The following is a 24,858-nucleotide window of genomic DNA, read 5'->3' as shown; positions in this document are numbered from 1 at the left end:
TCCTTCCATTTCTATTTTTTTCATGATGATAAATCAATAAGCTTCAACAGAGTAATCTTAAAATTGTGTATTTCTTCTTCCTGTAGAACTTCATTTATTTTATTTTGCATTTTTTCATCGTATTTGATTATTTCCTCAACCTTTTGACTGCCTTTTGAAGTTAGAATCAATACCTTTTTTCTTTTATCCTCAGGATTTGTTTCTCTTGTTATTAGCTCTTTGTTTTCCAATATTTTCATTGTTCTAGCTACTGTTCCTTCAGTCATATTAAATTGCTTACAGAGTTCCTCTTGAGAAATATGGTCTTTTTGGGATAAACTAAGTAAAAAATGAGCCTGACTACGTGTTATGTCATATTCTGCCAATTTCTTATCCACAAAACTTGAAAAATAGCGGTTAACGATAGACAATAATTGCCATACATTCACATCATCCACGTCATCCTCTGTCAGTTCCTTGATATTTTTCATCATAAATCCCTCAATTTAATGGTGATTACTCATTAATTTATATAATCATTTTAATAAAATTTCCTTAATGGGAGTTAATAATTTTAAATAGTTTCAAATTAAAATTTTTATTATGGCTTATTTTAGATATATTGACAATGGGGAAGGTCCAACTAAACTGTTTATTGGTGGTCTTCATGGAAATGAGGGTAGGACTGCCATTAAGTTTTTAAAATCATTAAAAAAATCAGATTTTTCCAATGGTCAGATTTATATCTACAATTTTGATAAAACAAAATACATTTCCACTATTGATTCAAGATATTATGAATCGGATATCGGCAAAAGGGTTTTGGGATTGATTGAAGAGATAAAGCCTGATTTTTACATTGAATTGCATTGCTACAACATAAAAAACTTCGAAAAACTAACTTCAATGGAACGTTTTGATGAAACTGGAGTTCCTCCGTTGCTGGATTTGGGCAGCTATGTTCTTTTAAGTTCTGTTTCTCCTTTAATAAGGACCAAATATTTTTCTCGTAAAGTTATATGTCAAACATTGGAGTTTCCTTGTTTGGATAAATTGAATTCTGAGGTTTGTGAGGAATATGGTTTCGATTTAAAGGAATCCATGGAAGTCTATAACAAAATTCTTAAAATGCTGGCTATTGCTCCGTCAAGAGCATATTATGAAAAAGAGATCATGAAGGATTACTTGGAACAGGCGAAATTGGCAATTAAGTATGCCAAACTTATTTTCGGCAAGAATTTCCCGCCGTATTGATTAGATGAGAAGTGCGGTTAAGCACTTAATCATCCATTAAATCTGCAAAGAGTTCTCCTGCAAATTTGCAGTATTCGATACAGTGTCTTTTGTTTAATCCTCCTTCTGTAAGGGTTCCGCATTGCACTGATGAGAACTTTTCTTTAAAGCTTTCAAATATTATTTTGGACATTTCTTGTACTTTTCCTGCATCGTCATTTGTTAATCCTAATGCGATTACAGTTCCAGTGATTGCTCCGCATGTTCCATCTGTAAATGTGCTTCCGATTCCTCCGCCGAATCCGCTGGATAGAATAGCTATTTCTTCTTCACTCATTTTGCAATCGGTATTTTTTAAAATACCTATTGTTGTTGATTGTGCACAGTTGTGTGTTTCTTTAAATGTTTCAATATCTTTATCTATTAATTTTTTGTCCATATCAGACACCTCCTAATTGTTATTCCATAGTGCTATCTTATATTTAAAGTTATACATTTGTGATAAATGGGAGGTTGTCATCATTGCTGTTTTTTTGTTGCATAAAAGTAGTATTGTCTTTGTATGAATGGTTTAATTGTTGTTTATTTTTTTAAAATTGCTTTAATTTGAAAGTAAAGTTATTTATATCTGTATTTACATATATACATATCATAATAGACTTTATTTATTATTTGACCTATTTTTATCAATTTTAAAATTAGTGAAACATTTATATATCTCTAAAAACAATATATGTATATCGGAATACGGTTGCCGACTTCCGATAAATGTCTAAAATGGTATTTTATATAACTTCTTAAAAAAGTTTTAGGATTGGTTAAACAAATATCATATAATAATTTGCAAAACCCTTGAAATTCTTTCTTCAGAACCAATCCTCTAAGCTTTTTTGTCCTGAATTTAAATTTTTCAACTTTTTACATGCATTTTCAACCCTACTTTCTGAAAATCCATGCTCTCCGCATAAGAATTCTATAATCTTTTCATTTTGGGGTTTTTTCCATTTGATTTTAATGTCCTTATTTACAGTCGGATTTAGGAAAATCTCTTTCACAGCTTCAAGATTCTGATTGCTTTCCTTTTCAAATTCCTTAAAAACAGTTTCTAATTTTCCATTTTGAGCATATTTCAATGCTGTTTTCGCACCCACTCTTTTTTTACCTTCATTAAAGTCAGTTCCAATGAGAATTCCCATTTCTATTAGCTGTTCCCGAGTAATGTCAAGATTTCCCAGGACCTTTTTAAGTTCATAATATTCAAGATTTCCCAGGTTGGAATTGATGGCCAAATTACGAACAACTCTTGCAGATCCAAATAGGAGACAGTCATAATCCTGCGAAGCAGTGGCCCAAACATCTCCATTTTTTACCATGTATGCTGCCTGTGCTTCACCCTCTCCACATGCTTCAATATATGGTATTCCCATTAATGTCAGCAATTTTTTAGAGGATTCGATGATGTAAGGGGATAATTTGGATGAGCGCATTGCATATTTGCGGGCTTCCTCGATGTCTCCTTTTTTAAGGGCATCTTTCCATTTCTGCTCTGATTCATTGCGGACTTGTCTGCGTTCTTCCTGTGTTTCCTTTTTAAGCTCAGGCGCCTTTCCATCAAAAACATAAACTGGCTTTATGTCTTTTTCAATCATTGAGGAGTTTCTATAAAGAATTCCACTTAAATGTGAAGTTATATTTCCGTTTTGATCCAGTAAGGGAGTTCCGTCCCTTTGACGTATTATTGATAAAAATTGGAAAAGTGTGTTGAATGCGTCAATCGCAACGGATCGTCCTTCCAAATCCTTAAAATTAATTGGTTCTGGTTTTATAATGTCCTTTAACTTAACTCCCATATTCCCCACCGTTCATATTTCTGTAAAATAGCTAATTGGAAAAGATTCCTTGATCCACATTAAAATTTCACCTTTATGGATAATGACATAATCTCTTGATAGGAATTCCTCATCTGTTCCATAAAGCTCTTTTAGGGTTTCGTTTGGCTTTTCGATAAAGATGTTCTTTATTTCCCTTCTTGATTCGATTCGGTAGTTTTTAAGAATTCTTCCAATAGGTATGTCCGCACTAATCAAATCGCATTTAATCTCTTCGGTAAGCCTATCTAATGGAATGTATGAAACAGCATAAATCAAAGGCTTGCCATCTTTATGCATTATAATTTCTCTAAAATTAATCTCGTCACCTGCTTCGGAATCAATCAATTTGGCATTCTCTTCATTAGCAATTTCGGTATGTTGCTCAAGTGTTGACAAGTCGATTTTTCCGTAAAGAACATCCAATATTGCAGTTATTGATCCGTCTGTTGTAAGCAATATTTTTTGTGTATTGGAAAAGTTTTTGTCGTTGTCCCTTTCCAACACATTTATTTTTTCAATTAAGCGTTTGTTAGCTTCATTCTTATTCATTGGCATTTTAGTTCACTACATCCTTTGGATGTGTAATAACTCCTTCAATTGCAGAAGCAGCAACTACTTTAGCATTAGCTAAATAGACTTCGGATTTTGGATCGCCCATTCTTCCCTTGAAGTTCCTGTTTGTGGTTGAAATACAAACCTCTCCTTCAGATAAAACTCCCATATGGCCTCCAAGACATGGTCCACATCCAGGATTACATATGATAGCTCCAGCATCAATGAATGCATCGATATAGCCTCTATTGATAGCTTCCTTATAGATTTCACGGGAAGCAGGAAGTATGAGAAGTCTAACATCATTATTAATTTCATTATCCTTCAAGATGTTGTATGCATCTTCCAAATCGGATAATCTGCCGTTGGTACAGGAACCAATCAAACATTGGTCAACAGCCGTACCTTCCACTTTTGAGATATCTTTCACATTGTCAACATCGTTAGGACAGGCAATTTGCGGTTCCAAATCTGTAACATCATATTCAAGCTCTTTTTTATAGACAGCATCCTTATCTGACCTGACTACGTTGAGCTCGGATGGCTTTTTATGGGTTCTTGCAGAAACGTATTGGATAACCTCTTTGTTAGGTTCCATAATTCCGTTTTTAGCACCCATTTCAATGGCCATATTACACATGGTTGCCCTTCCGTCAACACCCATGTTCTCTATGGTTTCTCCGCAGAACTCTGCAGTCTGGTATGTTGCGCCAGCTATTCCAATATCTCCAATGATATTTAAAATAATGTCCTTTGCTGCAGTGTACTCATCCAACTGGCCGCTGACAATCATCTTGTTGGCTTCAGGAACCATAAACCATGTTTTACCAGTAGCATAAACCATAGCTAAGTCTGTAGCTCCCATTCCAGTTGAAAAAGCTCCAAAAGCTCCATATGTGCAGGTATGTGAATCAGCACCGACAATGACCTTTCCAGGTTCAACCAAACCCATTTCAGGCAGGACCTGATGGCAGATACCTTCTCCATGAATGTAATTTTTACTGATTCCCTGGTCATTTATGAAGTTTCTACATACTTTCTGGAACTCTGCAGAGCCTATGGTATTTGCAGGGACATTATGGTCAAAAACAATGGCTATTTTATCATTGTCCCAGACTTCATCGGATATTTTTTCAAAGGTTTTGATTGCAGGTGGTGAAGTTCCATCATGAGACATTGCCAAATCCACTGGAATTTCAATAATCTCTCCAGGACTAACTTCATATCCTGCCTTATTTGATAGGATTTTTTCTGTAATATTCATTTTTCATTCCTTTTCGTTACAACTCTTAACGATTTCCTTAAACACTTCATCGTTAATGTATTTTCCTTCTTCTCTGCTCTTCTTGACCTTGTCCACAATTTCAAGAAGTTTGTCATTGCTCACTTCCATTCCGCAGCCATCCAATTTGGCCTTTACGGCTCTGCAACCTGAATGCTTACCTAAAACAAGCTGTCTTTTTTGACCTACAAGCTCTGGAATGTAAGGTTCATAGGTTAAAGGCTCTTCCACAACAGCATCCACATGTATTCCTGATTCATGTCTGAATATATTTTTACCGACAACTGGCTTGTTGTAGTGGATTGGAAGCTCACTGGCCTTGGAAACAATTTCGGATAGCTCTTTTATGTATTTGGTCTTAAATCCTAAGTCCTTTCCATACAATATCTTAAGGCTCATGATAAGCTCTTCCAATGATGCGTTTCCAGCCCTTTCCCCAATACCGTTGACGGTTGTTGAAACGGCATTTGCACCTGCTAGAAGTCCAGCTATTGAATTGACAACCGCAAGGCCAAAATCGTTGTGGCAGTGAAGTGCAATATCAATTTTAACGTCCTTTCTAAGTTCTTTCAAAAGATAGGTCATACCTTGTGGAGTGATAGCTCCTACAGTATCTGCAATATGGACTCTGTCTGCCCCATGGCTTTCTGCATTGTTGTAGATTCTTTTTAGGAAATCAATGTCTGTTCTTGTCGCATCCTCAGCTGAAAACGCTACAAACAAACCATGGTCCTTAGCATATTCAACGGCTTCCATACAGATATTCATTGCTTCCTGACGCCCAATATGCATCTTGTGCTCCAAATGGATGTCGGAAGTTCCCATAAATGTGATAATTCCATCAACATCGCAGGAAAGAGCAGCATCAATATCTTCAGTTTTTGCACGTGCCAGTGAAAGAATTTGAGCATCTAATCCTTCGCTGGTAATTGCTCTAACAGATTCCCTTTCCCTTTCAGAAACAATTGGAAAACCTGCTTCGATTTGATGAATTTTAAATTGATCCAATTTTCTAGCTATTTCTAGTTTGTCCTCAAGACTGAAACAGACTCCAGGGGTCTGTTCACCATCTCTTAAAGTTGTATCATAAATGGTAATGTCTTTAGGAAAATTCAATTCAGCTTCTTTGTTATAATGACTAATATGATACTTCAAAAATCTCACATCTGTAAATTTAATAATAAACTATCTTTATAAAAACTAATATAAGTAGTATTTTAATTTGATACATTTAATATAATATTATAAACATATTTTGAAATTGATATCAGTGTATAAAAGGTGTAATATTGCTTAAGAAAATATGTCCCAATTGTGAAAATATTTGTGATGTCGATGACAACAATTGCAATAAATGCGGAAATGAATTATATTACTATTTAACTTCAGATAATGTTTTTGGAAAGGTAAGTTCATTATTTTCAAAAAATAATGAGGAAGATTTAATCTTGGATGAACTGGATCAGCTTGAAAACTGGGAAACTTTTTTCAATGATTTCAAAAACAATTTGGAAAACCCGGGTGACGATTTTTTTGAGAAAATCAAAGATTTCAAAAAGGCCAAATCCGATTTCAAATATTTGGATAATCTTCGTGTTGATAAGGAGACTTATAATTCTTTGTTGAGCGAATATAACGTAGTGTCCAATTTCATCGATGATTTGGATGATAATGTGGGGAAATTTAATGATTACAATCTAAAAGAATCCCTAACCAAATTAAAGGAAAATAATGTCGATTCTGAGGATGTAGGTAGAGTTAAATCAATCTTGGATGAGTTTAATAATTCCGACAATTCAAAATATTTCGAATTTTACAATGATGATTCTAAAGCTCTTATAGCTATTGCAAATGAAATAGAAGCTTTGTTTAGCATTATTTATGGGGAATTCGATGCTCTCAATAATTTAAAAACTGAGTTGGATAATTACAACAATTCTAAAGAATTCCCCTGTGATATCAAAAAATTTAAAGGGGACTGTTCAGATTTTGAGTATTTGAATTTGCTCCCTGTATTTTATCCGGATTTGGAAAAATATGTCGACATTATTGCATCCGTCAACGAATTGTTTGACGATTTGGAAAAAGAAAAATCAAAATTGAGATCATTGTCTTCAGATTGTTCTGATTTTTTAAGGAAATTCGAATATCTTCACGATAACATTAAAGAGAGCGATGACTTCTTATCAGAATATTCTGAACTTGAATCTAAAATAAACGATTTCAAATATTTGGATTTAATTTTGCAATTGGACGACTCTCTTGAAAATTCCATTGATGAAATTCATAAGGTAAGTTATATTTTTAATAATTTTGACAACAAATCAAATGAGATTGTTGCCAAACATGAAGATTTGGAGAGAATTCTATCATTTTCCTATGATTATGAGGAATTTAACAATTCTTGGGCAGAACTATTGTCTGAGTTTAGAGAGGAAAGAGACAAGGAACTGTTCTTGGAAAAGTATTCTGATTTGAAAGAATCCATTGATTCATTTTCATGGCATAAAACAGAAAATGAAGATTATAAGAAAGCCATTAGCGATGCTAAATCCATACTTTTCAAATTAGACAACATAGACAAATTCATAAAAGTCAACAATGTCAATATTGGATTTTCCGAATTTTCAAACATTTCTAAGGAATCCTACATAGATTCCAATTACAAGAATAAGCTGTTGTCAGATTATCGTTACCTGTTTGATGATTTCAATAATTTAAAGATGGCTTCAAGAATCATTGATGTAGACATAATCGATGAACCTGCTTTAAATTTGGCTTCCAGGAATTTTGACAAGTTCATTAAAGGGAAAAATGACGAGTTTGTGGAAAGCGAACTTGAAAGATACTATTCCTTTTTCAGCGACATCGATGGAAAGTCCCTGGATGTAAATCAGAGAAAATCAATAGTCACCGATGAGAGGAACATGCAGATTATTGCAGGGGCAGGATGCGGTAAAACCTTGACCATATCAGGTAAGGTTAACTATCTGCTTGATAAGGGAGTCAAGCCTGAGGAAATACTTTGTCTGTCCTATTCCAAGGCTTCTGCAGATGACTTGGTCAAAAAGCTTCCAGATGATATTGAAGCATCCACATTCCATTCATTGGGTAAAGGCATTCTGGAAGAGGATCTGGGCAAGAAAGTGCTTATTAAGGATAATTTGCTGGATGATGTTGTCAATGACTTTTTCTCCAATGTGGTTTTTGAAGACAAGGAACTTTTGGAAAAGGTATCTGACTACTTCACATTTTATTCTTACGATGTGGTTGATAGGGAAAATAAGAATCTGGGGGAAATTTTGGAAATTGAAGAAGGAAGATCATTTACAACATTAAAGGAAAGATATAGTGAACTTGATGATAAGAAAACATTCAAATACAATCAGAGAGTTAAAAGTTTCGAAGAGCTGTTAATTGCTAATTTCCTTTTCATTCATGGAATTGACTATGAATATGAAAAGCAATATGTTGACAAGGATGGAAAAAAGGTCAAGGAATGGAATAATTACAAGCCTGATTTTTATTTAACTGACTATGGAATTTATTTGGAGCATTTTGGTGTCAATCGCAATTTGGATGCTCCGTGGCTGGATAAAAAAGATTCCGATAAGTATAAACAGGCAATTTTTGACAAAAGAAGTCTTCATAAGGAACATGGCACAAAATTAATCGAAACCTACTCTTATCTTGCAAGTGAAAATATTCTAATGTCTGAATTGCGCAGAATTTTGGAAGAAAACGGTGTTGAAGTTAAGGATGTTGATTATGAAGAAGTGTTGAAAGCATTGGCAACTAATGACAAGTTAGACTCTTTCAAATCTTTCATTAACTTGATAAAATCATTCATAAGCTTATTCAAAGGGAACAATTTCGATTCTTCTAAATTTGATGAGTTTAAAAAGCAGGCGGAAAATGAAAAAATTCCTTTTAATAAAACAAGACATCTGCTATTTTTAGATATTGTAGAGGAAATCTATAGGAGATATGAAAAAGAGATGGAAGATCCAGATGTCATTGATTTCGATGACATGATTAACGGAGCTATTGATGTTATAAGACAAAACAAGGTTTTCAGAAACTACAAATACATAATTGTAGATGAATATCAGGACATTTCTTATAGCCGTTTCAAACTCCTAAAGGAGATTCAGGACGCTTCAAACTCCAAGATATTCGTTGTTGGGGATGATTGGCAATCCATTTACAGATTTACTGGATGTGATGTGGGGCTGTTTACCAACTTCCAGAATTATTTCAGTGACTATGAAAGATGCTACATTGAAAATACTTACAGGAATTCCCAAAGCTTGATTGATATTGCGGGAAGATTCATCAACAAAAATCCAAATCAGCTGGTAAAGAATCTAAATTCAAAACAGGAGTCAGACATTAAGAATCCGATTAAAATAGCATATTATAAGGATAGGGATGATAAAAGCAAAATCAAAGCGTTGGAGGACTGTGTCAAGGACATCTCCAAAACCTCCAAAAACATTTTGATATTGGCAAGGTATAACAGTTCCATAAAACCCTATATAGCTCAAGATTCTCCTTTCAAACTCAAGAATTCCAATAGGGACAATAACAAATTCAGAATAATCTATAAAAACAATCCTTCTTTAAACATAAACTTTTTGACAGTTCATTCGTCTAAAGGTTTGGAAGAGGACAATGTTATCCTGCTGGACTTGGAAAATTCGTATATGGGATTCCCAAGCAAGAAAGAAGATGACAGCGTTCTCAAATATGTCATCAATGAAGGGGATCAGTTTGAATTTGCAGAAGAACGTAGGTTATTTTATGTAGGGATTACCAGAACCAAGAAATACAATTATTTCCTTGTAAATTATGACAAACCGTCCCAATTCGTTGAAGAGTTGAATGAATTTGCAGATGCCGAGGTCCTTACTGGTATAGAGTTTGATCCTAAAAATGAGAAGCTCATAAGAACTAAATTGAAATGCCCTATTTGTAAAACAGGTCATGTATCCATCCTAAAAGTTAATAAAAACTATATGAAATTTATATGTTCCCATAATGCATGTGACTGGGATGGTGGTTCTTATAGGGGCAAATTCAATGATTTGGACATTATGGAAAACTGTCCTAGATGCGATGGCATACTTTATGTCTCATATGGAAAGTATGGTCCTTATGCTTCATGTTCCAAATGGACTGGAAGTCCATGTGAAGGTAGGAAATCATTAAACGGAAAATTTGATGGCCTAATTGAGGAATACAAGAAAGAAAAGAAAAAGTCAAGTGACAATACAACTTCTTTCAAGGGTAAAAAATCTAAAAAAACATATAAAAAACCTAAAGAGGCCATGGGAAAATGTCCGAAATGCGGCAAGGATCTTGTAAAGCGTAAGGGCAAATATGGGGATTTCATTGGCTGTTCAGGTTATCCCAAATGCAGATACACATGCCAGGTGGACGAATTAGAAAATATATTAAAGTGATTTGAAAATAGTATTACTATTGATTAAATAAGGTGTAAAATATTGCTTAAAAAAATATGTCCGGAATGCAGGGAAGAGTACAATTCTTTAGATGTTACAGAATGCAAAAAATGCAACAATGAAGTTTATTATTATTTAACCGAAGATACAGGATTTTCCAAATTGAAATCAGCATTGTCATCAAATAAGGAAGCTGAAAAAGATCTTATTGATGATTTGGAAAGCCTGAGGAAGTGGGAAGGATTCTTTTCAGCTATTGATAACAATTCAACAGAAGAGCTTTATAAACAGGCCGCCTCTTTTAAAGAGGATATTTCCAACCACAATTTTCCAGAAATGATTGTAATTGAAAATGATGACTATAAAACTCTTTTAAGGAATTTTCATGCAGCATGCGAATTTATAGATGTTCTGGATGATTTTTTAGATAGCATAAATGCAGTTGACATTGATAAAAAGACAGTGTTGAAGGTTTTAAGCAACGATGAAATCACTGATGAGGCCAAAAAGGAATATTTGGATATAGTTTCTTTAAATGTTGGGGAAGTTGCTGCCAATGGCCATTATGAATTTATGCAGGTCTACGATAATGGAATTTCTAACAAAACTAAGGAGTTAAATGAAGTAAATGATTTCTTAGAAACTGCAGGCAATGAATCCCAAATTGTTAAGGATTCAAAACAACATTTTGGTGAATTTAAAAAGTATTTCAACGGATTTTCAAAGAAGCCGGAAAACTATTCTCAATTTAAAAAGGCTCTTGCTTCAATTGAATATATTGATCTGGTGCCATATTTTGACTTGTCGCTGTTTGAAGATGTTGACACAATCAAGGAGCTTATAGTTAAATTCACTCATGTTGACATGGAACAGGATAAGGTCAATAAGCTAAATTCAGAAATCCCTTCTTTTTATCAGGATTTCGATGGCTTGCTTGAAGGCATAGTGGATGAGTATACCAAAAGCAAGTTTTTGGAAAAGCATTCTGATTTCAAGAAGGAATTGTTCTCCTTTGACTATTTCAAGCTATTGGAAAACACCGACGAAATCAAAAAGGCACAGAAGTTCTTAAACAATTTCGATGAGGAATGGATGGAACTCTCCGAAAGAAAAGCGGAACTGGACAGGAAGAATTCATTCGAAAGGGAATTTGAAGAGTTCAACAAAAGATGGGAAGACTTTATGGATTATCATGACTTGGAAAAGCTCGCCAGTTTCAATGGGGAACTGTCTGAATTCAATCAGAAATACGATGATCTCATTGAAGAGAACCAGTTCAGTGCTTATATGGGGATTCTCAATAGGATTGATGAGGTGAATGCTGATATCGATTCCCTTGACTTTGGCAATTTCAAGGTCTCAATTCTTTTGAATTTCCTAAATGACGGCTCAATCAAGGACTCTTCCAAAATCGAGCGCTTGAATGAATACAGGGAAATGTTGGACAGGCTGCATTCAATGGACCTGAAGGGTTTGGAAGGTTTTGACTCATCATTCAAGGTTCCATATGGGGACATTGAAGACATGGAAAAACTTTTCAGCGATGTCAAGGAAGAAATCGATGAACTGAAAGGCCTTAAATCAGTAATCGATAAGCATAACAGCGATTCCACACTTCCTGATGACATCGGCGAATTCAAGGACAAGATCGATGATTTCAATTATCTGGAAGTGATTCCATACTTCGATTCAGATTTGAAGGGGCATGCGGAATACTTGCTTAACCTTAAGGAAGGTCTGAAGCAGGTTGACATTGAAATAAACAAGATTCGTTCATTGATTCTTGACTGCTCAAAATGCAAGTTTGAATATGAAAAAGTAGAATTGGGTAAAATAAGCAGGGAGGATTTCATGGACAAGTACTTCTCTTTAAAAACAGAGCTGCTGTCATTTTCATATGTTGACTTGTGGCACTATTTTGATTCTGACTTGAAGGACTATGCTGATTTGGTTGGGGAAGTTCTGGGGATTTTAAGTTAATACTGTTCATCCCTGTGTTCTCTATATTCCTCAAGCTTCTCTTCCAGCTCTTCTCCTTCGTAGACCTGTGATGCGGCCAGCGGGAAAATGTAGTCGGCCTGGCTGAACCAATAGCCGCAGTTCCAGCATTGGATTGCCAAAAATTCATTCACTGCTCCACAGAGATCGCATACCATTGTATCGTCACGCATTTTTTAACCTCCTTTTAAACACATTTTTATAATATCATTTTAATAGGTTAAAAAGTTTTCCATATGGTTTTCATTTAGAAAAATTGATTTTACTTAATAAAATTGTTTTAACTTTAAACAATTGTAATCAATTTATTTTACTATTCAAGTAGTCATGTTAACTAATATTCTAAATAAGATTTATATAATGCTTTAACAAATATTTAAATGTTATTTGGCCATATATTTGAGCATATGAATTTGATTAAGGAAAAACTTAAATCAGAATTGCCGTATGTTTTTTTTTATGATAATGGCATTGAGCTATTTCGGGCGATATTATGAAAAAATACGAAGATATGACATTAAGAGAACTTCAAATGTTGCCTAATGAGGAATTTGAGAAAATACCTATTGAAATTCTTGATAAAGCAGCTGAAGAACATATTAAAAATGTTTCTCCTGAAAAGGATGGATTTTTAACAAGAGATATTCTTATAGGATAATTTTTATTATCCTATTTTTTATTTTCTAATAATTCTAAATAGGATGTTGTTTCAAATCCATCAACAACACCTAATTTTTCATATAAATCAAAAATGCTTTTCTGGGCTTCGGTATAGTCTGTTCCGTCTGGCAGGGATATTTCGATTTCCATGTACGGGTCAAGGCCCTCCACGTCATCAAGGCTTATCTCGAAGTTTTCATATTCGAAGTATTTTCGGTTCTTTCTGACGGCACGTACCTGTCTGAATCCAATGCTTTCAAGGATGTCGTTTCCCATTTCGGCATTTTCAATAGCCATTTCGACTTCCTTGCGTGTTTTGGCTTCCTTGTTTATCTTTGGGCCCTTGTAGGTTATGAAAATATTTTCAACATCTTCCTTTCTTGTTGTTCTTATTCTTAAAGCTTCATCGGTTTTGGCAAAATCCACTATTGGGCTGTTGAAGTACAAATCTTCCTGAAATTCAACTTTTGTTTTTACAGCACCTATGCCTAATATTTTCTCTTCCATTTCATCAAAATCATTGATTTTTGCCTTAACTTCAACCTCTATCATCTTATCAAAACCTTCATGTATCTTATTGATATTTTGTTATTAAGATTAATAGTATTTTTTTATATTAAAATAAACATACCTTTATATACTATTTAAATAATATTATTTAATAGTAAAAATTTAAGGATAATTTTTTTATTTTAAATTCTTACTTTACTTATTTTAAAAAGTTAATTGGAGGTTTTAAATTGACCGATGTTGATATTAAAATTGAAAACATTGTGGCTTCTGCAAGTATTGGAAAAGATATTGTTCTTACTGAGATTTCCAAAGCTTTAGAAGGTGTCGAATTTAATCGCGAACAGTTCCCAGGATTAGTTTTCAAACTAAAAGAACCTAAGACAGCTGCGTTAATTTTTAGTTCTGGAAAACTTGTGTGTACTGGTGCTAAATCAATTGACGATTCAAAATTGGCAATTAAAAAAACTGTTGATTTGATGAGGGAAGTCGATCCTGATATTCCTCATGAGTTTGAGATTATAATTCAAAACATAGTGGCTTCTGGTAATTTAGAATCCACATTAAATTTAGAAGCTGTAGCTTTAGAACTTGAAGATACAGAATATGAACCTGAACAGTTCCCAGGATTAGTATACAGATTATCTGATCCTAAAGTAGTTCTTTTATTATTTGGTTCCGGTAAAGTTGTTTGTACTGGTGCTAAAACCCGTGACGACGCTAAACTTGGTGTCGAAAGAGCTTACGACAGATTACGTGAGCTAGATTTAATATAATTGGTGGTATAGTTGATTAAACTTGTAGTATTTGACTTAGATAACGTTATTATTGATGGTGAAGCAATAGATGAGATAGGAAAATTAGCAAACGTTGAAGATGAAATAGCTGACATTACTGAGAAAGCTATGCAAGGGGAAATAGACTTTGAAACTGCTATCAAAGATAGAGTTAAACTTCTTGAAGGAACTTCCATTGAAGATATTCAAAAAGTTGCTGATGAACTTCCATTAATGGATGGTGCTGAAGAAACTATCAATAATTTGAAAGATGAAGATTTAGAAGTAGCAATTATTAGTGGTAGTTTTGATGTAGTTGCAGATGTAATCAAGGAAAAATTAGGTGTTGATTACATTTACACTAATAGTTTCATTGTTGAAGATGGTAAATTGACTGGTGAAGTAGAAGGTCCTTTAGTATCTGGTACTAAATTAGATGTCTTAAATGACCTTGTTGAAGAAAAAGGTATTTCTTTAGATGAAGTTATTGCAGTTGGTGATGGAGCAAACGATATTTCCATGATTGAAGCTGCAGGAATTGGAATCGGATTCAATGCAAAACCTTCTGTAAAAGAAATAGCTGACATTGTTGTAGACGATAAAGACTTAACCAAAGTCTTTGATGAAATTAATAATCAATTAACTGCCGATATTGCTGAAGAAACTGCTGTTGAACAAGAAATCGAAGACGAAGCTGTTGAAGAAGAACTTGAACAAGCAGCAGAAGATGTTGAACTTGAAGTAGAAGATGCTGAAGAAATCCAAGAAGCTTTAGATGAAGTTGTTCCTGAAGTTGCTGCTGTTGAAGCTGCTGAAGAAGAAGCTGAGGAAGAAGCAGAACTTGAAGAAGCTGCTAAAGACGTCGAAATCGAAGAAGAGGACGCTGAAGAAATCCAAGAAGCTTTAGATGAAGTTGTTCCTGAAGTTGCTGCTGAAGAAGAAGCTATCAAAGAAGCTGAAGAGGAAGAAGAACTTGAAGAAGCAGCTGAAGAAGTAGAAGTAGGTGAACAAGTGGCTGAAGAAGTAGAAGCTAAAAAAGACTCCCTTCCAAAATCCGAATTTGTACTTGCTGACACCATGGAAGGTGTAAGACAACAAAAAGACGAAAAAGAAGCTGAAATCTCCAAAATTGCTGATGAAAGGGAAGAATTTAACAGAATTGCTAAAGAAGAACGTAAAATACGTGATGAATTGAATGCTTCATTAAAAGAAAACTTAAATAAAGCTATTGAATTCAGAAACGAACGTAATGAGATCAACAAAGAAGTTGAAAAAGCTAAAAAAGCACGTAATGAGGCTAACAACAAGCTTAAAAACTTAGAATGGTCTTCTGGTAAACGTAATAAAATCAAAATAGAAAATGAGATTAAAAAGATTGATAAAATCATTGAAACTCGTGTTTTAGATATCAAAAAAGAAAATCAACTTGTTAAAAATGCAAATGATTTAAGAAAACAATTAAACGAGATTCAAGAAGATGAATCAGTTCAAGGCGAAGCTCAAGATCTTAAAAAATTATCCGAAGAAGAACACGCTAAAGTTATTGAACTTTCTGAAAAAGCACAAGAAGCACACGAAAAAATGTTAGAATTCTTCAGAAAAACTGATGATATTAGAACTGCTGCTGATGAAGCTCACAAGAAATTCATCGAAGCTCGTAAAAACGCTTCTGCAAAACACGAAGAGTTTAAAGTTGTTTTAAGTGATATTCACGTTATCAATAAAAAATTAGGTACCAACAAACCTAGAAGAAGAAAATCTGAAAACAAATCAGGTCCAAAAGGTAACAAAAACAACGAAGAAAAAGAAAAAGCTGAAACCATCTTTGAAAAATTCAAAAACGGTGGAAAATTATCTACTGAAGAGCTTTTACTTTTACAAAAGTACAACATAGGTTAAACAAGTATTCATATACTTTTTAACTTTTTTCTTTTTTTAAAAAACTAAAATGGGTTATTATGGTAAGTCGCAAACAATACATTATCTTAACAATTTTAACAATCATAATATTGGCTATTGTTTACATATTCTGCTACTAGTCAGATAGGCTATTTTTTACTATTTTTTGCTGTCTTTAGTGACAACTTTGCACTTTTTTGTTTTGGTTAATCAATATTCCATTACTAATTATAATAACATACATATTTCTATTCTTAAAAGCAATAATGAATTAAAACAATCCTTTCAAAACAAGACAAGAATAAAATGCGGAATACTTACTTATCAGAAGACTTTTTGAAAGAGTCTTTTTTAAAGTAACTTTTATTAAATAATATTTTAAATAATTATTAATATAAGAAGATGATATGATGCTTACAATTTCAATTATTAAAAATGAAATAGAACCTATAGCGCGGGAATATGGTGTTAAAAAGGTATATCTCTTTGGCTCTTATGCGAAAGGAAGTGCAACAGAAGATAGTGATGTTGATTTGCTTGTTGAAAAAGCACCACACATGTCAGCAGTAACACTTGCAGCATTTTGGGACAGAATAATAAAAGCACTGAAATGCAAAGTGGATCTTCTATTAACTACAGGCATCAGTAAAAAGTTTGACGAAGCCATCGGTGAAAATAGGGTGTTAATCTATGAAGGATAGGATGTGTTTGTCCTAGAACAAATATTGATGTTTTGTAGGCGCGTAGAACAATATGTGGAACTTTTTGGTGAAAATTACGAAGACTTTGCAAGGAGTACTGCATATCAGGACTGCTGTGCTCTCTGTATCATACAAATAGGAGAACACTGTAAAAGAGTTTCTGAAGAGATAGTGGATGCAAAACCTGAAATAGAATGGAGTGGATGGTGCAAGACAAGGGACTTTCTAACACATCAATACATCAACTTGGATGTGGATATACTATGGGATGTAATAAATAATGATATCCCAAAAATAAAAGAAGTCTGTGAAGACTTTTTAAAATAATATATATTAAATCCATTGTGTTAGTATTATGGATTTATAGAATTGTTTGTTATTTTTTAAAATTTGTTTCTTTATTTTTAATCTTGTGCTTCCAAAGGGTTTTTGCCTACGAATATTTTTTTAGATTTATCAATTGAAAATTTACAAAAAGAATCAGTAATAATTCACTGCACTTTCATACTTCAAAGATATGTGCACGACATCAATTAGTATAATTTAACATAATCAATATTCATCATACAAAAACAGAAAACAAAACAAAATACAAAACAATAATGTGAATAAAAAAATTCCTACAAGCAAAATATAGCTTAAAATCAAATAGGCTATAACTCAAATGACTTTTACAAGTCGTTTTATCAAAATCTTTTTATATTTTAATATTCTTTAAATTATATTTAACAAAAGGGAGAGCAATTGATTAAAATGCATGAAGTAATAATTTGTGAGAAGCCTAGTTCTGCCGAAAAGATAGCTAAGGCATTGGATCCTAAGGCAAAGGCTTTTAAGTATAATAAAAAGGTAAAATATTGGAAATTAAAAAGGGATGAGAAGGATATAAGTATTTTCTCTGCTGTTGGACATTTGTATTCATTGGCTAAGGACAATCCTAAGGATGAATTCTTTTTTGATCTTCATTGGGCACCTTTGTATGAGATTGATAAGAAAAATAAGGCCTATACTAAAAATTATGTTAAGGCCATTGAAAAGCATGCTAGGGGTGCTGACAAATATATTCATGCTTGCGATTATGATATTGAAGGAACTTTAATTGGTTATCTCACTTTAAAGTATGGCTGCGGTGAGGATTCATTGAAAAAAGCTTCTCGTATGAAATTTTCCACATTAACCAAAAAAGACATTGTTGAGGCTTATGAAAACCGTATAGATATTGATAAGCATCAGGTTGATGGTGGAATAGCTAGGCATGTATTGGATTATTACTTTGGTGTAAACATCTCAAAGGCTTTAACTCAATCTGTAAGGGCTGCAAAATCAAGATATCTTGGTCTGTCTGCAGGTAGGGTTCAGACTCCTGCATTATCCATTCTTGTGGAACGTGAAAAGGAGATTAAGGAATTTGTTCCTGAACCTTACTGGCTCATTAAAGCTAAATTGGCAGATTATGACATTGTTGCAGATCATGTTGATGGTAAGATTTTCGATAAGGCTCGCGCTGAAGAGATTTTAAGCAAATGCAATGGTAAGGATGGAGTTGTGGATTCCATTAGGATTTCACATTCAACCACCAAGCCTCCGGTTCCATTTAATTTGGGAGGTCTTCAGGCGGAAGCTTATAATGTATTCGGTTTTTCACCTAAAAAGACTCAGGTAATTGCTCAAAAATTGTATAGTGACGGTTACACTTCATATCCTCGTACCAGCTCTCAAAAACTCCCTGAAAGTCTTGACTTTAAGAATATTTTCATGCAGCTTAAGAAAAACAAGGAATTTGGAAAGCACATTGCTAAGCTTCCATCTAAATTGAAGCCTCATGAAGGTAAAAAGGATGATGCTGCACACCCTGCTATTCATCCAACTGGAATTTTGCCTAAATCTTTGGATAAGGATGAGAAGAAGATTTATGACCTTATCGTTTACAGATTCATTGCTCTTTTCTTTGAAGCGGCCAAATTCGAAAGCATGAGTACCCATATCAATATTTCCGAAGAACTGTTTGGATTTAGACGTAGAAGGGTAACTCACAAGGGATGGATGGAGCATTATCCATTTAGAAAGATCGACAATGAGGAATTCCCTGAAATCAATGAGGGGGACGTCATGGCTGTTGAGGAAATAATTTCCGAGGAAAAGGAAACAAAGCCTCCTGCCCGTTACAATGAAGCTTCTCTCATTAAAGAACTTGAAAAGAGAGAATTGGGAACAAAGGCCACTCGTGCTGACATCATTACAAAGCTATATGACAGAAAATACATTTCAGGCAATAAGATTGAAGTCAACCAGCTTGGAGAGAACATTTTCGATACATTGAACGAGTACTGTAGCAATCTAACCAGTGAAGAGCTAACAAGGGAGTTTGAAAATAAGCTGGAGTCAATCAACGACGATGAGGCTACCAAGGACGAGATTATCAAGGAAGGCAGGCAGGAAGTTACAAACATACTTATGGATATTGAGAAAAACGAAAAGGAGATAGGTTCCCATATCTATGACGCGTATCAGGAAAGTAACATCATCTGTCCTTGCCCTAATTGTGATGGAAATCTTGTTAAGAGATATTCTCCTAAAACCAAACAGTCTTTTGTTGGCTGTTCCAATTATCCTGACTGCAAAACTACCTTTTCACTTCCGAAAGGTGCAAGGTTCCTTAAACAGACCTGTGACAAATGTGGTTTGCCTATGATTTCCTTTGGAAGCAAGCCTCCAGTTCACGCATGTCTTGATCCTAACTGCGGAAAGGAAAAAACCAAACCTGCACAACAGGAGATCGTTGGCAAATGCCCTCAATGTGGCGGTGACCTCATCAAACGTTCTGGAAGATTCGGCGAATTCATAGGCTGCAAATCATTCCCTAAATGCAGGTTTACATGTGGTGTTGATGAATTGGATGCCATTTTAAAGGCTTCCAAATAACCTTTTTTCTTTTTTTTCTTACTACAAATACATAGCTATATTTAATAAAATCTATAAATTTAATTATAATTGTAATATTGTACTTTTCATATGTTCAATATTGGGAGTTTTTTTTAATGAAATGCAAAATTCTTTTTTTAATAGTGATTTTGCTAATTGGAATAACTGCAGTAAGTGCAGAAAACAACACTTCAACTTTTGCTGATGTTCAAAGTGCAATTGACGGTGATGCTCCAATTGTATATTTAAACAATTCAGATTATGTTGGTGATGGAAAGCAATTAGCAATTAACAGAGATATAATCATTGATGGAGCTTATGAGAACAATACTGGTAGTTCTACATTAAATGCTAATGGACTGTCCAGAATAATCGAAATAAATAACAATTATTCTGTCATTTTAAAGAATATAAATTTCATCAATGGTTTAAGTGACGAGAATGGGGGAGCTATCCTTTTGAATGGTGATGGCAAGCTTATTATCTGCAACTGTAACTTCTCCAACAATTATGGAAACTATGGAGGGGCGATTTACAGTGGAGGCAGTCTAAACGTTTTTGACGGTTACTTTACAAACAACAGCTGTCTTATGAACGGTAGTGAGATTTACTGTGAATCTGATTCATTTTACCTTTTGAACTCTCAATTCGATTCACCATCCTCAGCAGCCATTGACGTGATTGTAAATGATGAAAAGCTGAATCTTACCTATGCCAATTATCAGATGGGAGATAATGAATTTGGTTTTATCGGAAGTTCTGATTATAATATGCTTATGTATAATCCTCTCTATAATGGGTCTTTTCCTTCAAGATTTTCCCTAAAGGATTTGGGATATGTAAGTCCTGTTCTACATCAGGGAAGTACTGGAACCTGTTGGGCTCATGCTCTTATTTCAACCTTGCAGTCATGTATGATGAAAGCAAATGGTGCAGATCTATTTGACCTTAATTCATGGAAAAATACTCTTTCAGTGGCTAATCTGGTTAATGTAATCATGGAATATATTAATCCATCAGTTACATATGATAGTGGAGCATTTTTCAGAGATGCAATTCCTTATCTTGTTTCTTGGATAGGTCCTGTCTATGATGATGAGGATTACTGGACTCAGGAATTCCATCATTCCGAAATTTTGGACACTATGATTCATGTTCAGAACTGTTATAAGCTTCCTGATGGGAATGGTACCAATCTTCAGTATATCAAACAGGCATTGATGGATTATGGAGCTATCTGGATTTCATTCAGTGCTGGAAATTACTGTACTGCATATGGAGATTATTTCAATCCTAAGTATGATACAAGCTCAAGACATGCAGTAACACTTGTTGGATGGGATGACAATTACAGCAGATACAACTTCAATCCTGTAAACGGAGCATATCCAGAGGGTGATGGTGCTTTCATAGTTCAAAACAGCTGGGGTAAGTATTGGGGCCGTAATGGATTTTTCTACATATCCTATTATGATAAATCAGTTGCATATACCAATATGTGGACTTTCATTTTCAATGATACATTGAGATATGATAAAAACTATCAAAATGAGATAAGGGGTGAATCCTCCAATGTAATGGCAAGACCTAAAACAGCTGAGGCTTCAAATTCTTTCCAAGCTACAGATGACGAATACTTGGTGGCAGTTTCAACTTCCTTCTACACTGGATATGACTATGAGATTCAAATATCATTAAATGGCAAGTCAGTTCTCAATCAAACAGGAACTAAGATTTCTGGTGGTTATTACACAATAGAGCTTGACAAATACATTCCATTGAAAACAGGGGATGAATTCACAGTAAAATTTATAATGCATAGTGTAGATGGTGAATGGGCTAGAGTACATTTGGATGTTAATTTAATACCGGTTATCAAGGCATACACATCAAAATACATAATCGAATCCATTCAAAACAAAGTAAATCTTGCAAAAGACAATTCCGAGATATTTTTGGACAACAAAACATATTTCGCATCATTAGGTGAGAAAACAGTCATAATTAACAAAAACATCACTATAAATGGTGCAAAAAGCAATGGGCAAGGCTTTTCAACAGTTGACGGTAACAATCTCATTTCTCTTTTTGAAATAGCTAAAGGTTGTAATGTTATTCTTAAAAATATCAATATTATAAACTCAAAAGGTACTGCAGTTTTGATAGATGAGGGAGGTATTCTAACTGTTCTTGATTCCAATTTCAGCAACAACTTCGGAGAATATGGAAATTCCATTATTATAAACGGTAATGGAACTATTGTTAACTGTATTTTTATCAATGGTAATCCTGGAGTATCTGAAATCTTTGTTAACGGAACAGCTAGCCTTAAAAATAATATAATAAACTCCAACACTCCTGGAATCTATAATAATGGAACAATTGAAAGTGAAGCTAATTTGGTCTTTAATGATGCAAACGGTATTGTAAATAAGGAGCTTCAATTGACAGCCACCTTAACAGACGACAACGGCAATTCAATCAAAGTGGACAGTTTAAGCATTGACAATTTTGGAGAAATGAGCTATTCTGGCAATGTATGGTCTTTGGATTACGTTCCAACTAATGTGGGCCAATACGCATTGTCAGGTTCTCCTAAAGGATTCAAAAACTTAAAAGTAAAAGAAGGAATTCTTTCTGTGAATCTTAATAACATGATTTCAATTACTGGTGGGGAATTCACATATGGTACAACCCCAAGTGTTATTATTGGAGCTTCAGAAAGTCAATTTGGTGATTACAACGTATATGTTGATGGCTTGAAGATTAGTACTGTTAAAATAAGCTCAAAAACAACCAGTCTTGGTTTGGGATCTTTAAATGCAGGAAATCATGTTGTAAAATTGGAAAAGGTCAACGACATTGAAAATACAAACTCTGCCAGAGTGTCTATTTTGCAGGCTCAACCTACCTTAAGCATTTCTGCTGCTGATGTTGAATATGGTGGAACAGCTATTGTCAACGTCAGAATGGTTGGAGTTAACAATGCTCCTTTATCAGGTGCCATTTCAATAAATGTCAATGGAAGAAATTACAATCTGAATTTGGTTGGAGGTTCTGGAGTTTTGCCTATCAATGATTTGTCCGTTAACTCATATTTGATTTCAGCATCCTTTGCAGGCAATGAAAATTATCTTCCTGCAGTCTGCCAGGCAGATTTTGATGTTTTCAAAAAATCAGTAAATGTTAACTTAGACGATGGAAACCTTAAAGAAGGTGAAATAACCGTTTCAGTTTCATCATCTAAAGCCACTGGTGAGGTCTACTTGTATGTTGACGGCAATCTTTACGATAAGAAGGCATTATCTGATGGGGCTGCCCTATTTAAGGTGGATTCACTTTCTCCAGGCAAACATAATGTAGCTGTAAGTTATGCAGGTGACAATAACCATAATCCTGCTTCAGATGATTATCTTATTCATGTAAGTAAGATTAAGGCCACTGTGGCTTATGAAGTTGTCAACAATGTTGCTGGGGACACATTGATTAAGTTTACAGGTCCTAATGACGACAACAGCAACCTAAGGGTTTCAATCAATGGCAAATATTATGATGTTGATTTGGTTGAGGGAATAGGATTTTTAGATTTGAATGAGTTAAATCATGGGGATTATCAGTTCACTGCCAAATATACTGGAGACAATTACGAAGCTGATGACTTGAATAATTTGTTGACCGTCTTGCCAAGATTCAAATTGGAATCTGGTGACATTACCATGGCATTTAAGGATGGTACTTCCTATAGGGTTACTTTGTTGGATGCTTATGGAACTCCTATAAGTGGTGTAAAGGTTTCCTTGATTCTTAATGGTCCTTCCTTTAAGAATTTGAAGTATGATCGTGTTACTGATTCAAATGGTGTTGCTAGCTTGCCTATTGGCTTAAGTCCAGGCAGCTATTCAATTTCCGCCAATTATGATTCAGTGTCTATAGAAAACTCAATCAAGGTAAATGCCAATTCTTATTCACTGGTTGGTAAGGACATTAGTATGGCCTTTAAGGATGGTACTTCCTATAAGGTTACTTTGTTGGACGGAAGAGGCAATCCAGTTTCAGGTGTAAAGGTTTCCTTGATTCTTAATGGTCCTTCCTTTAAGAATTTGAAGTATAATCGTGTTACTGATTCAAATGGTGTTGCTAGCTTGCCTATTGGCTTAAGTGCTGGAAGCTATACAGTAACTGCCCAATATGGAGAGGCATCAGTTACCAACAAAATCAATGTGGGCAATAAGGGATACACATTGGTAAGTAAGGACATTAATATGGTCTTTAAGGATGGTACTTCCTATAAGGTTACTTTGTTGGATGGAAGCGGCAATTCTGTTACAGGGGCTGCTGTTACTGTTTCCATTGATGGGGGTTCCTTCAAGGACTTGAAATATAATCGTGTTACTGATTCAAATGGTGTTGCTAGCTTGCCTATTGGCTTAAGTGCAGGACAATACACATTCAAGGCCACATTCAACGGTGCAACCATCTCAAACAAGGTAGTGGTATCTTCTTCTGTAGTGGTTTCTTCTTATAAGCTTGTAGCTAGCGATGTTGTCAAGTATTATAAGACAAGCACTCCTTACACTGTAAAGCTTTTGGATAATGGTGCTCCTTTGGCAAACAAGGTCATTACCGTGGTTCTTAATGGGGCAAGCTTCAAGGATTTGAAATATTCCATCAAAACAGATTCAAATGGGGTGGCTACATTGCCTATCGGCCTAATCGCTGGAGACTATACCATTGCAGCGAGTTTCAATGGCGTAACTGCACTCAATAAAATTAAAATCTTAAAAGCTGCTTAGGGATTATTCCCTACTCTTTTTTATTTTTGTCAAATATTAAAAATTTCTTTAAAATGTATCAAATATATTTTAAAAACACAAATACTTAATAAGGTTAAAAATAAAATATAATTCAATAAAAATATTTTTTATATTTTTATTCAACCATTTATATTTTAAAACTGAATTTTAAAGATATGTTGCTTAGGTTTTTGAGTAGCATATATATGAAAGTAAA

General features: G+C 34.3%; 18 protein-coding genes. 10 read left to right on the top strand and 8 right to left on the bottom strand.

What is annotated here, in order from left to right; all coding sequences use genetic code 11:
• Nucleotides 1-20: 20 nt before the first annotated feature.
• Nucleotides 21-470: a MarR family winged helix-turn-helix transcriptional regulator gene (locus Q4P18_RS03385; RefSeq protein WP_303335592.1), complete on the bottom strand. Its 450-nt coding sequence runs from the start codon at nt 468-470 to the stop codon at nt 21-23.
• A gap of 112 nt (nt 471-582) precedes the next feature.
• Between Q4P18_RS03385 and Q4P18_RS03380 the strand changes: the two genes are divergently transcribed.
• Entirely contained in the window at nt 583-1,233 is a 651-nt protein-coding gene (locus tag Q4P18_RS03380) for a DUF2119 domain-containing protein (RefSeq protein ID WP_303335589.1), read from the top strand.
• A gap of 25 nt (nt 1,234-1,258) precedes the next feature.
• Here the strand turns inward: Q4P18_RS03380 and Q4P18_RS03375 are convergent, their stop codons facing one another.
• From Q4P18_RS03375 to Q4P18_RS03355, 5 genes are all read right to left on the bottom strand, one after another.
• The gene (locus Q4P18_RS03375; protein ID WP_303335586.1) at nt 1,259-1,651 is read right to left on the bottom strand and encodes a C-GCAxxG-C-C family protein; all 393 of its coding nucleotides are present in this window, start codon (nt 1,649-1,651) and stop codon (nt 1,259-1,261) included.
• 427 nt (nt 1,652-2,078) lie between these two features.
• Entirely contained in the window at nt 2,079-3,062 is a 984-nt protein-coding gene (gene fen / locus Q4P18_RS03370; protein WP_303335581.1) for a flap endonuclease-1, read from the bottom strand.
• A 12-nt stretch (nt 3,063-3,074) separates the two neighbouring features.
• On the bottom strand, nt 3,075-3,638 hold the full coding sequence (locus tag Q4P18_RS03365) for a chorismate lyase (protein ID WP_303335578.1): 564 nt from the start codon (nt 3,636-3,638) through the stop codon (nt 3,075-3,077).
• Between the two features lies 1 nt (nt 3,639).
• Nucleotides 3,640-4,899: a homoaconitase large subunit gene (hacA, locus tag Q4P18_RS03360; protein ID WP_303335576.1), complete on the bottom strand. Its 1,260-nt coding sequence runs from the start codon at nt 4,897-4,899 to the stop codon at nt 3,640-3,642.
• 3 nt (nt 4,900-4,902) lie between these two features.
• On the bottom strand, nt 4,903-6,072 hold the full coding sequence (locus tag Q4P18_RS03355; protein ID WP_303335573.1) for a homocitrate synthase family protein: 1,170 nt from the start codon (nt 6,070-6,072) through the stop codon (nt 4,903-4,905).
• Between the two features lie 134 nt (nt 6,073-6,206).
• On the opposite strand from Q4P18_RS03355, the gene Q4P18_RS03350 reads away from it, so the two are divergent.
• Nucleotides 6,207-10,382 carry a UvrD-helicase domain-containing protein gene (locus Q4P18_RS03350; RefSeq protein WP_303335571.1) on the top strand — a complete coding sequence of 1,392 codons (4,176 nt, stop codon included), beginning with the start codon at nt 6,207-6,209 and terminating at the stop codon, nt 10,380-10,382.
• 42 nt (nt 10,383-10,424) lie between these two features.
• Nucleotides 10,425-12,362, top strand: a complete 1,938-nt coding sequence (locus Q4P18_RS03345) for a hypothetical protein (protein WP_303335569.1) — start codon at nt 10,425-10,427, stop codon at nt 12,360-12,362.
• Here Q4P18_RS03345 and Q4P18_RS03340 read toward each other — a convergent pair.
• Nucleotides 12,359-12,538 carry a hypothetical protein gene (locus Q4P18_RS03340; protein WP_303335566.1) on the bottom strand — a complete coding sequence of 60 codons (180 nt, stop codon included), beginning with the start codon at nt 12,536-12,538 and terminating at the stop codon, nt 12,359-12,361. The two genes, Q4P18_RS03345 and Q4P18_RS03340, sit on opposite strands and share 4 nt — an antisense overlap.
• A 335-nt stretch (nt 12,539-12,873) precedes the next feature.
• Between Q4P18_RS03340 and Q4P18_RS03335 the strand changes: the two genes are divergently transcribed.
• Nucleotides 12,874-13,038, top strand: a complete 165-nt coding sequence (locus tag Q4P18_RS03335; RefSeq protein ID WP_303335564.1) for a hypothetical protein — start codon at nt 12,874-12,876, stop codon at nt 13,036-13,038.
• Between the two features lie 11 nt (nt 13,039-13,049).
• On the opposite strand, the gene cyaB is transcribed toward Q4P18_RS03335, so the two are convergent.
• Entirely contained in the window at nt 13,050-13,592 is a 543-nt protein-coding gene (cyaB, locus tag Q4P18_RS03330) for a class IV adenylate cyclase (RefSeq protein WP_303335561.1), read from the bottom strand.
• A gap of 188 nt (nt 13,593-13,780) precedes the next feature.
• Here cyaB and Q4P18_RS03325 point away from each other — a divergent pair, with 188 nt between their 5' ends.
• The 6 genes from Q4P18_RS03325 to Q4P18_RS03300 all read left to right on the top strand — a co-directional run bounded on the left by Q4P18_RS03325 (nt 13,781) and on the right by Q4P18_RS03300 (nt 24,641).
• Complete coding sequence (locus Q4P18_RS03325) at nt 13,781-14,326, top strand: TATA-box-binding protein (RefSeq protein WP_303335558.1); 546 nt, start codon at nt 13,781-13,783, stop codon at nt 14,324-14,326.
• Between the two features lie 12 nt (nt 14,327-14,338).
• Entirely contained in the window at nt 14,339-16,225 is a 1,887-nt protein-coding gene (gene serB, locus Q4P18_RS03320; protein WP_303335556.1) for a phosphoserine phosphatase SerB, read from the top strand.
• A gap of 407 nt (nt 16,226-16,632) precedes the next feature.
• Nucleotides 16,633-16,926: a nucleotidyltransferase family protein gene (locus tag Q4P18_RS03315; RefSeq protein WP_303335553.1), complete on the top strand. Its 294-nt coding sequence runs from the start codon at nt 16,633-16,635 to the stop codon at nt 16,924-16,926.
• A 3-nt stretch (nt 16,927-16,929) separates the two neighbouring features.
• Entirely contained in the window at nt 16,930-17,253 is a 324-nt protein-coding gene (locus Q4P18_RS03310; protein WP_303335549.1) for a DUF86 domain-containing protein, read from the top strand.
• Nucleotides 17,254-17,679: 426 nt separating this feature from the next.
• A complete protein-coding gene (gene topA / locus Q4P18_RS03305) occupies nt 17,680-19,848 on the top strand; it encodes a DNA topoisomerase I (protein WP_303335921.1) in 2,169 nt (722 codons plus the stop codon).
• 116 nt (nt 19,849-19,964) lie between these two features.
• A complete protein-coding gene (locus Q4P18_RS03300; protein ID WP_303335546.1) occupies nt 19,965-24,641 on the top strand; it encodes an Ig-like domain repeat protein in 4,677 nt (1,558 codons plus the stop codon).
• Nucleotides 24,642-24,858: the final 217 nt, after the last annotated feature.

Source organism: Methanobrevibacter sp., from assembly GCF_030539665.1.
GTDB lineage: Archaea > Methanobacteriota > Methanobacteria > Methanobacteriales > Methanobacteriaceae > Methanocatella.
This window is presented reverse-complemented; position numbering and strand designations above follow the sequence as displayed.